11 protein-coding genes are annotated in these 11,278 nt (G+C 45.4%); 2 read left to right on the plus strand and 9 right to left on the minus strand.

Going from position 1 to position 11,278, the window contains the following annotated elements; genetic code table 11:
- Nucleotides 1-186: 186 nt before the first annotated feature.
- The 3 genes from ACLGGO_RS26920 to ACLGGO_RS26930 all read right to left on the minus strand — a co-directional run bounded on the left by ACLGGO_RS26920 (nucleotide 187) and on the right by ACLGGO_RS26930 (nucleotide 2,786).
- Complete coding sequence (locus ACLGGO_RS26920; protein WP_446421593.1) at nucleotides 187-837, minus strand: hypothetical protein; 651 nt, start codon at nucleotides 835-837, stop codon at nucleotides 187-189.
- A 279-nt stretch (nucleotides 838-1,116) separates the two neighbouring features.
- Nucleotides 1,117-1,770: an S-layer homology domain-containing protein gene (locus ACLGGO_RS26925; protein ID WP_446421599.1), complete on the minus strand. Its 654-nt coding sequence runs from the start codon at nucleotides 1,768-1,770 to the stop codon at nucleotides 1,117-1,119.
- Nucleotides 1,771-1,994: 224 nt separating this feature from the next.
- On the minus strand, nucleotides 1,995-2,786 hold the full coding sequence (locus ACLGGO_RS26930; RefSeq protein ID WP_446421594.1) for a dienelactone hydrolase family protein: 792 nt from the start codon (nucleotides 2,784-2,786) through the stop codon (nucleotides 1,995-1,997).
- A gap of 430 nt (nucleotides 2,787-3,216) precedes the next feature.
- Between ACLGGO_RS26930 and ACLGGO_RS26935 the strand changes: the two genes are divergently transcribed.
- Entirely contained in the window at nucleotides 3,217-4,137 is a 921-nt protein-coding gene (locus ACLGGO_RS26935; RefSeq protein ID WP_446421595.1) for an ATP adenylyltransferase family protein, read from the plus strand.
- A 50-nt stretch (nucleotides 4,138-4,187) separates the two neighbouring features.
- Here ACLGGO_RS26935 and ACLGGO_RS26940 read toward each other — a convergent pair whose 3' ends face one another.
- Together ACLGGO_RS26940 and ACLGGO_RS26945 are read right to left on the minus strand one after the other, a co-directional pair.
- Nucleotides 4,188-5,468, minus strand: coding sequence for a M16 family metallopeptidase (locus tag ACLGGO_RS26940; protein ID WP_446421596.1), 1,281 nt, complete (start codon nucleotides 5,466-5,468; stop codon nucleotides 4,188-4,190).
- Nucleotides 5,469-5,599: 131 nt separating this feature from the next.
- Nucleotides 5,600-6,898, minus strand: coding sequence for a M16 family metallopeptidase (locus tag ACLGGO_RS26945; protein WP_446334360.1), 1,299 nt, complete (start codon nucleotides 6,896-6,898; stop codon nucleotides 5,600-5,602).
- A gap of 208 nt (nucleotides 6,899-7,106) precedes the next feature.
- On the opposite strand from ACLGGO_RS26945, the gene ACLGGO_RS26950 reads away from it, so the two are divergent.
- Nucleotides 7,107-7,676: an exonuclease domain-containing protein gene (locus ACLGGO_RS26950; protein ID WP_446421597.1), complete on the plus strand. Its 570-nt coding sequence runs from the start codon at nucleotides 7,107-7,109 to the stop codon at nucleotides 7,674-7,676.
- A gap of 28 nt (nucleotides 7,677-7,704) precedes the next feature.
- Here the strand turns inward: ACLGGO_RS26950 and ACLGGO_RS26955 are convergent, their stop codons facing one another.
- From ACLGGO_RS26955 to ACLGGO_RS26970, 4 genes are all read right to left on the minus strand, one after another.
- Nucleotides 7,705-9,180 carry a sensor domain-containing protein gene (locus tag ACLGGO_RS26955; protein WP_446421598.1) on the minus strand — a complete coding sequence of 492 codons (1,476 nt, stop codon included), beginning with the start codon at nucleotides 9,178-9,180 and terminating at the stop codon, nucleotides 7,705-7,707.
- A 116-nt stretch (nucleotides 9,181-9,296) separates the two neighbouring features.
- A complete protein-coding gene (locus tag ACLGGO_RS26960; RefSeq protein WP_446334362.1) occupies nucleotides 9,297-9,845 on the minus strand; it encodes an NYN domain-containing protein in 549 nt (182 codons plus the stop codon).
- A 59-nt stretch (nucleotides 9,846-9,904) separates the two neighbouring features.
- Entirely contained in the window at nucleotides 9,905-10,582 is a 678-nt protein-coding gene (locus ACLGGO_RS26965) for an energy-coupling factor ABC transporter ATP-binding protein (protein WP_446334363.1), read from the minus strand.
- A gap of 19 nt (nucleotides 10,583-10,601) precedes the next feature.
- Nucleotides 10,602-10,877: a hypothetical protein gene (locus tag ACLGGO_RS26970; protein WP_446334364.1), complete on the minus strand. Its 276-nt coding sequence runs from the start codon at nucleotides 10,875-10,877 to the stop codon at nucleotides 10,602-10,604.
- Between the last annotated feature and the right edge of the window lie 401 nt (nucleotides 10,878-11,278).

Raw genomic sequence — 11,278 nt, forward strand, 5'->3', positions numbered from 1 at the left:
TTTGGAGAATAATCTAGTTGAACTCAATAGCAACGGAACTGAGACAACAACAAAAATAGTTACGCAGGTAGTGCATCCAATCCGATTAAATCCCATGACTAAAGCCCTGATTCAGTATTTAGCAGATATCATAAACCTTAAAACCTTCTGCCTTGGAGCCTTTTTGTACTAGCACCTGATTTATTATTACATACCAAAACGGTTTGGCTTATCGGGTTGACTTAAATCTAATGTCATCACCTGATTCAGTAAAGCTTCATTAGAATCTAAAACCATTAATAATTGTTGAAACTGTACATTCATTTTCTGCTCCAATATTTTCAGATTTAATACCACTTGTCGAGCTTTCTCTTCCGATAAACTGTATTTCCCCATAACCTGCTGCACTTCTTCCTGAGAAATCCGCACAGTCATCTGGGTAAACTCCGATAGACGAGGCGGAATTTTATTAATGTTGTCCGCATTATCACCATGATTATAGAAATGAATCCCTTGACGATCCACAAAGAAATCGGCAAAGGGTTTTAATCCTTCGTCGAGTACCATTTGCGCGGCTTGAATTGCCTCTGGTGGTGCGCTTCCCAAGCCGACATATACCATAAACCAAGCCAGGATATGGTGCTTCGCGCCCACGGATTCCTCTAAACCTTGAGCCACTTGAATCAGGAAAGTTCTAGCGATTTGCGCTCGTAATGATTCAGGTTCTTGGATAGGAGTGTCATAGAGCGCGGTTTTAAGGAGTTTATTAAGACGAGGGTAATTTTGGTTGAGCGTAGCCTCAACCACGGCTGAAACTAAGGGGGTGTTTATATTTTCATTAGAGGGTTCAGAATTCATTAGATACCCCTTTCTCCTAAATTACGTTCAAAAATAGCTGAGTGATCACAGCGATGGAAGGTGGACAAGCTTAATCAACAATACTATCTTTTTTTTATCTTATTCATGGTTCATGGTTCATGGTTCATGCTATTCCTTCAAAAAAACCTGTCCTTTCTCATCATAGAGGAATATAGGGACGACCCGCTTACCAAAATGAACAACCCCGAATCCGCTCAATAGGAGCGGGTCGCCCTATACTCAAATTATTGGGTCAAAACATGTTTCCTGGGAGTTTTGTTACATAGGCGCAGGTTCCTCAACAGTCCAGGGAATCGGAGCAGTGATTTCTTGTCGTTCCAGATACTTACTCAAGGCATAAGCCATATCTCCACGGGTCATCGGTGCGAGAGGAGCAATAGAATTAGTTAAGGGATCAATATTAACGAACCCCTCATACAAAGCCGTGGCAATTGACTTTCTTGCCCAAGTTGGTATTTTTTCAGCATCGGGATAGCGCGAAAGCAGTTCAGTCACCGTATCCTCTGGAAACTGAAACACGCCATAGGCTTGAGCTAAAATAGAGAATGCTTCGGCACGAGTAACCCGTTGATTAGGAAAAAATCGTCCCTGACGGTAACCCGTCATCACGTTATTTTGCAAGACCAATTGAATATCACGATATGCCCAATGAGAGGTAGGCACATCGAGGACAGGAATGGGTTTGTCGGGTTGGGCGACTCGTTTTTCTAAGTCAAAGGTTTTGACTAAAATCGATGCTAATTCAGCTCGATTGAGGATTCGTTGTGCCTGAAAATCCCCCTCGCGATCGCGATTCATCCATCCAGCCGCGATAACCTGTTCAACTGGGTCAAGGGGTGTTGACTCTTGAGCAACAACGGGAAGGCTTTGTAGTAAAAATACCAGAGGTAGGATACCAAAAATGCGATGCATAGTGTAAAATACCAATCCTTTGATAAACGCCAATGTTTTCCAGAAGCATTGACGTTGCCACCAACGAGGGAGTTTCAACCAGATTAATCCATTTGTAGCGGTTGTAGGGATTGTAGGCGTTGTAGGGGCTCTCGCATTCGCGCCCAAATCTATCGGTTTTCTATTCACATCTCAACGCGAATGCTTCGCCCAATCACCTATTCACCAATCACCTGTTCCCCAGTCTAACGAAATAGTTCAGCAAAAAACCGATTCATTGCCGCCCAAGAGCGCTTATCAGCCAACTCATTGTAAGCAACTCCCGTTGAGGGGTCATTCCCCGCATTCGGATCACTAAAGCTGTGAACAGCATTACCGTACATAACCATTTGCCAGTCTACATTGGCATAATTCATTTCTCGTTTAAAAGCATCAACTTGCTCATCGGGGACTAGGGGATCGGCTGCACCATGCAACACCAGAACTCTACCTTTAATCCCTTGAGCATCTGCGAGATTGGGTGTATCTAAATTACCATGGAAGCTAACTACCCCAGCAACTGGCGCACCACTGCGGGCTAATTCCAATACTGTACCGCCTCCAAAACAATAACCGATCGCGGCAACTTGATTAGCATCCGTCAACGGATATTGTTGCAACACTTGCAATCCAGCTTGGGCGCGATCGCGCATTAATTGACGATTGGATCGATAAATAGTCGCTTGTTCTCTGGCTTCTTCATTGGTTTTGGGTCGAATTCCCTTACCATAAATATCAGCCGCAAATGCCACATAACCCAATTCAGCTAGCTGTTTTGCCCGTTGCTTCTCGTAATCTCCCAATCCTTTCCAGGCGTGAACCACCATCACACCGGGGCGCTTTCCCTCAATCTCATCATCGTAAGCCAGAAAGCCTTGGAGTACAGTATCACCCTGTTGGTATTCAACCACTTGAGTGCGGACTTCAGCTAGAGCAATGGCTGAACTAAGTAGAGTAAACAGTGGAGTGATGAGCAGCGAGGCGAGTAGAGGTTTCATAGCAGTTAGGGTTAGTTATTTGGTTAGGATATCTTATCGGGATAGGATTCGGAAATAGCAGTTAGCGGTTCAAAGCCGTAGAGACTCCTCCGGCGGAATGTCTCTCTACAAAATCAATCCTCTAAATTTTGGTTTTGTCGCCCGATGAGCATCCTCATGGAGTAATTTTTGCACAACACTAGCAGGATTTTCTGCCCCCATCACAAATCCGATAAAATTATCAGCCCATATCCATCAACTCCCTCTGCGTACCTCTGCGTTAACCTCTGCGTACTCTGCGTTGAAAAAACATAATTCCGATGCTAACAGATGTCCTCTGATTACTGCTTGTTACCCTTAACTGGGATTACACAACCGACACTCTAGTTCTGGGCAAAATTGATCAAATCGTTTAGATTAGATTCGCATACGGCGGATATGACGAATAACTATGCCCGAAGAAAAACCCACGGAACAGAAAACACTCACCCTAAAACCGGGTACATTATGGTCAAAGGTTCAAAAGACAACCGAACACGCTCTCCAATGCGGCGCACTACAACCCATCGCAACTGAGTGTGAGTTCGTCGAACAGGATGGGATTCGCTTTCTGGTGCGGATAGTCTCTAACCTCGATCGCAAAGATAAGGACAAGAAGCAGCAAAAGAAGAAAAAAGCTAACTCTGGCAAGGACTTTAACCCATTTCTCCCTTACGAGGAAGATTTATTCGTTGCTGATATTTCTGACACCCACCTGTGTCTGTTAAATAAATTCAACGTGGTTGACTATCACCTCCTCATTGTCACAAGAGAGTATGAAGACCAGGATAATTGGCTAACATTATCGGATTTTCAGGCAATGTGGGCAGGTTTAGCGGAAATTGATGGTTTAGCCTTCTATAACGGCGGCAAAATAGCGGGTGCGAGTCAGCGACACAAACATTTACAACTCGTTCCTTTACCCCTAATACCGGAGATATCCAAGCTACCCATCGAATCCGCGATCGCATCGGCTAATTTTCAGGGTTCCATTGGTAGAATACCTAGCTTTCCCTTTGTTCATTCCATAACCCGATTTGATCCCAATTGGATAGACTCGCCAGACGTTGCCGCTAAAGCCATTCTGGACGCTTACCACAGGCTTTTAGATGCCGTGGGTATGCCCCACCAGGGCATCAAACAATCCGCCCCCTACAACCTGCTAGCCACACGAGAATGGATGCTGCTTGTGCCGCGAAAGCAAGAAGAGTTTGAGTCTATCTCGGTCAATTCACTAGGCTTTGCGGGGGCGCTGCTAGTTCGCAATTCCCAGCAAATGCAGCTCCTCAAAGACTCTGGTCCGGTGACTATCCTCAAACAGGTATCGAATTAGATACAAGATCCCCCAATACTGTAGAGACGTGCCATGGCACGTCTGGGATCTCAAACTATCTGGGTAATCGCTTCAGTCGGACCCACTAAAGAAATAAAGGGTTCACCAAAGAAACGCTGTGCCGCAGCTTGCGCCATCTCTGGCGTCACTTGGGCAATATCCTGCTGAAACTTGAGGTCAAACTCAATTCCCAATCCCAGGGTCTCATACCAGCCATAAATTTGGGCAAGTTGAGCATTGGTTTGTTTCCCTAAAGCATATTGACCCAGAAGTTTATTTTTAGCCGCTTGTAGTTCCTCTTCACTCAACCTCAGAGTGCCAAGGCGTTCCACTTCTGTGCGTAATCCCTCCATCGCGATGGTTGTATTTTCGGGGGCGGTTCCCATATACACGACAAATAGGGAGTCACATTGGCGCGTGGGATAAAACGCCGAAACATCGTAGGCTAATCCCCGCTTTTCCCGCAATTCCACAAATAAGCGACTAGAAAGCCCATTCCCCAGATAGGTATTCAGCAGTTTTAGCGCCCCATAATCCGGATCAGTAACGGATGAGGCTAAATACCCCAACATTACCACCGATTGCTGTGTCTCCTGGGGAGTAACAACTCGGCAAGGCTGAGTGGTAATTAATGGTAATGTCAGGGTTGGTAAAGGAGTTGAGGGCGGTTGCCAATCACCAAAGACTTGCTCAATCTGCTCAACGGCTGCTTCTGGTGAGATCCGCCCGGCGACACTAATAACTAGGTTATCCGGGCGGAAATAGGTTTGATGATACTCTTTTAAATCCGTCGGTAATAGTTCCGAAACCGTGGCTTCTGTACCCAATACAGAGACGGCATAAGGGTGATCCTGATATAACACCTGTCGCAACTGCTCAAAGGCAATGCTAAAGGGTTGCTCTTTTTGCGAGCGAATATCCTGAATCGTCAGAACCCGTTCCAATTCCACCTCGGTTTCCGGGAAACTAGGCGATCGCAAAATCTGTCCGGCTAGCTTTAACATATCCAGCCAGTCTGAGGATACCGTTTTCAGCGACAGTAAAAAGTAATCCGTTGCTGCATCTGTATTCAGTTGAGCGCCGACTGATTCAACTCGTTCGGCGATTTCAATCGAGGAAAGTTCGGCGGTGCCTTTAGTCAAGACAGCAGCCAGCAGATGAGTTAATCCCGCCTTATCTCGCGGTTCTCTTTGGCTACCTGTGCGAAAAAATAGGCGAGTAGCAATAATATCGGCGGCTGAATTTTCGATGGCAATAACCACAATGCCATTATCTAAAACCGTGCGATGGATACTGGACTGTTGGGGTGAGGCAGTTAGACTAGAAGGCATAATCGATAATTCAAAGTTCAAAATTTGGTCGGGGCTGGTTTAGTTACGTCTGGGTAAGGATAAGAAACGATAGTCGTCAAAAGAACCCCTACAGACGCACCATGTAGAGACATTGCATGGAACGTCTCTACTCAAAATAACTCCCCCATCACCAAATCTTCACTCACCGGCTTGAGAACGGTTACCGCATAGTGATAAGGAGAAAGATAACACTGCGCTAAGTGCATCAAGTCTACTGGGGTAAGTCGTTGAATTTGAGCGGGATACGTTACCGATAATTCTGCAGTCGCGATCGTATTGTAATACCCATACAATCCAGCTATCTGACCAGCAGCTTCGGTGGAAAAAATATAGTCATTACACAATAACCGCTGACAGCGACGGATTTCTTCCGGGGATATCGGTGTCTGCTGTAATTCTAGTAAATGCTGACATATCAACGCTTCGACTCGCTCTAAATGCTCAGGCTCTAGGTAGGCATTGATCGTAAACAAGCTAGAATCCCGCTGGAGTGAAAAACCACTGCCAATATTTTGAACCAGTCGCTCTTCCTCACGCAATTGTCTCACCAACCGGGACGAGCGTCCATCGGCTAATAATACCGAAAGTAAATCTAAACCATAAGCATCCTTTAACTGATCCACACCCGGTCCCACCCAAGCCATAAATAGGCGGGCTTGTTCGATTCGCGGTAAATACAGTTCCTGACGCCGAATCTCAGTAATCGGTGGTTCGGCTTCGGCGATTAATTGGGGACAATCACCGGGAGTCGCAAACGAGGTAAAAGACTGATTCACTAAATTTAGCGCCGATTCTTGTTCAACTCCCCCAATAATCACCACCGTCATATTGTCGGGTTGGTAGTGAGTCGCGTGGAAATGGCGCATCTGCTGAGGAATGTGCGCCCTCAATTGCGCTTCGTTGCCCAAAACAGAGCGCCTATAGGGGTGATACTGGTAAATTGTCTCTGAGAGTGCCTGAAATCCTAACCAGTCGGGATTATCATAACAGGAGTGAATTTCTTCTAACACCACATCTCGTTCTCGATCAAATTCGACGTCGGGAATGGCTGGAGATAAAAGTAAGTCCGCCAACGGGGGTAGGGTTTCATTGAGGTATTGTGCGGCGGTGGTAATGAAGAAATGTGCATAATCGTGGCTAGTCGCCGCATTTGTCAGCCCCCCATGACGTTCAATCACCGTATCAAAGGCGCCGGGAACCAGTCGCTGTGTCCCCTTGAAAATCATGTGTTCCAAAAAATGAGCCATCCCGCACCATTCATCGGGTTCGACAGTTGCACCAGCCTTCACCCAGACATCAACCACAACGACAGGCGTTGCGGGTAAATGCTGGTGAATGATAGTTAACCCATTGGCGAGTTTGAATATATCACCAGGAAATTTGGTAGAAATCAGTGGCTCAGATAGCAATTTCTCTAATCTCAAATTTCAGTTGCGTTAAATTAGTCCTATATTAACGTCTAAGGGCGTTAATGACGGAATTGCTTAAAACATAATAGATTACAGGAGCAGAGTAAGCCCAGTTGTCGGGACTGGTTTTACCGATAACGCTTTGGAGACAACCTCTAACTTCACTCTCACCCGCCCTGGCGCCGGGAACCTGAGGAGCAGGAGAACTATGTCTAGAAAGACTGACCAAATTCTGGTTATTGATGTCGAAGCGACGTGCTGGCTAGGAAAACCTCCATCTGGACAAGAAAGCGAAATTATCGAAATTGGGATTTGTCTGCTGGATAGCGCTTCCCATCAACCTGTTGAGAAAGAGAGTATCTTGGTTAAACCGGAACGCTCAACGGTGAGTGAATTCTGTACCGAGCTGACTACATTAACCCAGGAGCAAGTGGATCAAGGGATTTCCTTGGTTCAAGCTTGTCAACGTCTCCAAGAGGAGTATTTATCCCGTCAACGAGTTTGGGCTAGTTACGGGGAGTATGATAAAAATCAATTTCAAAATCAATGTCAATCTTTTGGGATTGTTTATCCGTTTAACTCACGACATATCAATGTTAAGACATTATTTGCTCTCGTTCATTCCTTACCTCGTGAAATTGGCATGTTAAATGCCTTAGAATTTCTAAATCTGCCGTTAGAAGGCACACACCATCGCGGCGTTGATGATGCGGAGAATATTGGACGAATCTTGTCTCAATTACTTTGGCACAGAAGCACGAGTCGGGGCAATTCATGAATTGTTATCAATTTCCCCTACGTCTACTTTACCACTGCGGAAGTCTAACTAATAAAAGTCCGGCTTCACTCTTAGTTAAAGGTTTGGAAAATAAATACCCTTGTCCTTGTTCACAGTTTAATAGTTTCAATTCAGTCAATTGTTCTAGAGTTTCTACACCTTCAGCAATGACATCCATTCTTAAACTATGAGCCAGGGTAATAATGGTGCGGATAATCTCAGCATTGCGGCTTTTATGATTCATTTGGCTGACAAAAGAACGGTCAATTTTAAGGGTGTTTACGGGAAATCGGTGTAAGTAACTTAAGGATGAATATCCCGTACCAAAGTCATCCACTGACAACTGGATATCTCTTGCTCTCAATTGCAGCAGCATTTTGGTGACTGTTTCGGCATTTTCCATTAAAACACTTTCGGTAATTTCTAGCTTCAAAAATCTGCCATCTAAACCTGTCTTTTCTAAAATATGATCAATTTGCCCAATCAGATCCGGCTCTTTAATCTGTTTGCCCGATAAATTGACACTAATTTTCAATGGCTCTGGTGTGGGGAATTGAGTTTGCCACATTCGCAGTTGGCGACAAGCTTCATAGAGTACCCACTCTCCCAGAGGAATAATCAGTCCAGTGTCTTCGGCGACTGGGATAAACTCTACCGGTGAGACTAAACCTCGTTCTGGATGTCGCCAACGCACCAGTGCCTCGAATCCGGTTAGTGTACCTGTTACTAATGAGGTAATCGGTTGATAATAGACTTCAAATTCCTGCCGTTCCAATGATCGCCGCAAGTCATTTTCCAAGGTCAATAATTTTAGGGTCTGAGCATGCATAATTTTATCAAATATTTCATGACGAGCTTTGCCTAATTCTTTCGCCCGATACATGGCAATATCAGCATCCCTTAATATGTCTTCGGTGCGCTCATATCCTGTGGAACTGAGAGCAATGCCAATACTAGCACTCGTAAATACCTCATGATTGTTCAAGTTAAAGGGGGATTTTAAGGTTACCTGAATCCGCTCAGCTACACGAGTTGCATCTTTAATATCTTTAATATCTTCGAGGAGAATCGTAAACTCATCTCCACCTAAATGGGCAACGGTATCAGTGGTTCGTAAACATTTTTCTAACTTGCGGGCGGTGGCAATTAGGAGTTGGTCACCAACATCATGTCCCAAGCTATCATTCACTATCTTAAAGCGATCCAAATCCAGGAATAGAACCGCAAATAAATAATCCTGATTTCGTTTGGCTAATTTAAGGGCATGATCAACTCGCTGACGATCATCGGGATGAATCATCAACTGCCAAATATTTGGCTGATCATACAGTTCAGCAAGGGTTCTGCCAAAAACCTTCTCGGCAGCCCGGTTAATATACAATAACTTATAGGTTTGGGCTGACGCTGACCAAACGATTTCCTCTAGAGAATTGAGAATAGCCGGGATTAGCTGGTGCCTTTTTTGCAACTTGGGTTCTACCCCATTGTATCGAGTAATCTTCATATCTAATTGTTTGTGCCAATGGGTTTATCGGCGTCCCAAACAACCTCTAAGAGACAGCCTCTAAATAACTATATTGAATTCATTAATAATTAAAAAGGGAGCGACTTATCCCGGTATCAGCGAATACCTTGACGCCATTGAGATAACCGTTGCTGTGCCAACTCGTCAAGAGAATGGACTAAAAAACGACCACGAGATTGTTTTGGCGGTCGTTGTCGGCGGCGGACTCCACGACTTGTGCAATGGACGTCGCTAATTAACTGTTGAGATGACATCCATTCTGCCCCGTACCCCGTAACTGTTAGCCGTTGCGCCCGATCTGAGGTAGCCACAATTAATCGTTGTCTGAATGGCTTGGGCTTACTCCGAAAAGCCGCACAAAATTTTTCAATGTAGCTATCGGCGGTCTGCCCAAAGTCCGTATAGCAGACTGATACCTGGGGGGTTAAATCTTCGTGGCAAGTCCCGGTCTTTTGGTAGTGAGCATCAAAGACGACTTGAGTTTTATAGCCCCGAAAGGCGCTATAGTTAATCAAAACCTCAACTAATTCTTGCCGCGCTGCTAAGAGTCCATGGCAATCGCGGGTCTTTGCCAAACTCGACTCGGTGCCGATGATGTTATAACCATCAACCAGTAAAATAACCTGGGGTGGGGGAGAGGGCATTTTTCAAGGCTAATTTAATATTTTTTGTTAATTTTTCTCAATCTCCTCTTTATATTAATTTATGATGACAGTTTTGTCTCACCCAGAAGCTGTTGCTTGAGACGATCTGGTTCTCCTTGGGCGACGACCCGACCATTTTCCAGCAAAAATGCTCCGTCGCAGTAATTCAACTCTTCCAACCGATGAGTTACCCAAAGAGCGGTTAACCCGCGACTTTTGACCAAGCGCTGGACTTGAGCCACCAGATCTAACTGAGTATCGGGATCTAGCAAGGCTGTTGGCTCATCCAATAGGAGTATCTCAGACTGACGCGCGATCGCACCCGCAATGGCAATGCGCTGTTTTTGTCCACCGCTGAGGGCGTAAATCGGGCGTCGTTGTAAATCGAGCAGATTGACCGCGGCTAAGGCTTCGGTGACTCGGGCGCGAACTTGTGCGATGGAAAGCTTCTCCTCCACCAGTCCAAACGCCACATCTGCACCTACAGTCGGCATAACTAGCTGATGGTCAGGGTTTTGGAAGACAAATCCGATTAATCCCTCAATCTGTATCTCACCCGATTCAGGTGACAATAACCCAGCCAGCAACCGCAGCAATGTCGATTTACCACTACCATTCGTCCCCAAGAGCATCCAAAACTCACCCTTGGGAACATCTAGAGAGCAAGCGTCTAAAACCGATGCTCCACTTGACCAACTGAAGCATAGATCCCGTACCGTAATTGCGGCTTGAACCATGACGTTGGCGACGTGTTAACTACTGTTTTTCTTCAGCTAAGGCAAGGAAACCGGGTGTGCGTCCTGTCCCCACAGCACCAGATTTCTGGGAAATCATCACCGCACTAATTTCATTGGTGAGAACGCCGATTTTCTTATCGGACTGGTGTTCACAGGTCAGTTCTATGAACTCTGGTTTACCCGAACTCATGGCTTTCATAATTTCCTGGTAGGTTTCTTCCGCCGCTTCGGTTGACTTCCGTTGCACGGATAAGGGGAAGGGTGTGTTTTTCAAAGTCAAGTCAATCGTGAACATGCTACTCTCAAGCGCTAAGGATTCCTTTATAAATATAGTCTCCCTCTTATCTTAGACGGGAGGAGGGACAGATGAGAGAGTAGGGGGAGCAGGAGGGGGAGCAGGGGTGACGAAGGACGAAGGACGAAGGACAAATAACAGATGACAGTGGCAAAATCTGAAAATTTACCTTAATATAAGTTCAAGACCGTAAAGAAAAGTAAACTTTACTCACAATCGGATCAATTATCTGCTTAGACACAATCTAAGCTCAGTTATCCAGGTGAGAGAGGAGAGAGCTTTTCTTTAGTACTTATAAATTCTTGGAGATCTACACCTATGACAATAGCTGTCGGACGCGCTCCCAGCCAAAGAGGATGGTTTGACTCACTCGATGACTGGCTCAAGCGCGATCGCTTTGT

Origin of the sequence: Coleofasciculus sp., assembly GCF_046565525.1 — a bacterium.
Taxonomy (GTDB): domain Bacteria; phylum Cyanobacteriota; class Cyanobacteriia; order Cyanobacteriales; family Coleofasciculaceae; genus Coleofasciculus.

Excerpts from the sequence above, each read along its gene's own strand:
- ACLGGO_RS26970 (WP_446334364.1), bottom strand. The coding sequence starts at position 10,877 with ATGTTCACGATTGACTTGACTTTGAAAAACACACCCTTCCCCTTATCC.
- ACLGGO_RS26930 (WP_446421594.1), bottom strand. The coding sequence starts at position 2,786 with ATGAAACCTCTACTCGCCTCGCTGCTCATCACTCCACTGTTTACTCTA.
- ACLGGO_RS26955 (WP_446421598.1), bottom strand. The coding sequence starts at position 9,180 with ATGAAGATTACTCGATACAATGGGGTAGAACCCAAGTTGCAAAAAAGG.
- ACLGGO_RS26935 (WP_446421595.1), top strand. The coding sequence starts at position 3,217 with ATGCCCGAAGAAAAACCCACGGAACAGAAAACACTCACCCTAAAACCG.
- ACLGGO_RS26950 (WP_446421597.1), top strand. The coding sequence starts at position 7,107 with ATGTCTAGAAAGACTGACCAAATTCTGGTTATTGATGTCGAAGCGACG.
- ACLGGO_RS26925 (WP_446421599.1), bottom strand. The coding sequence starts at position 1,770 with ATGCATCGCATTTTTGGTATCCTACCTCTGGTATTTTTACTACAAAGC.
- ACLGGO_RS26920 (WP_446421593.1), bottom strand. The coding sequence starts at position 837 with ATGAATTCTGAACCCTCTAATGAAAATATAAACACCCCCTTAGTTTCA.
- ACLGGO_RS26940 (WP_446421596.1), bottom strand. The coding sequence starts at position 5,468 with ATGCCTTCTAGTCTAACTGCCTCACCCCAACAGTCCAGTATCCATCGC.
- ACLGGO_RS26965 (WP_446334363.1), bottom strand. The coding sequence starts at position 10,582 with ATGGTTCAAGCCGCAATTACGGTACGGGATCTATGCTTCAGTTGGTCA.
- ACLGGO_RS26960 (WP_446334362.1), bottom strand. The coding sequence starts at position 9,845 with ATGCCCTCTCCCCCACCCCAGGTTATTTTACTGGTTGATGGTTATAAC.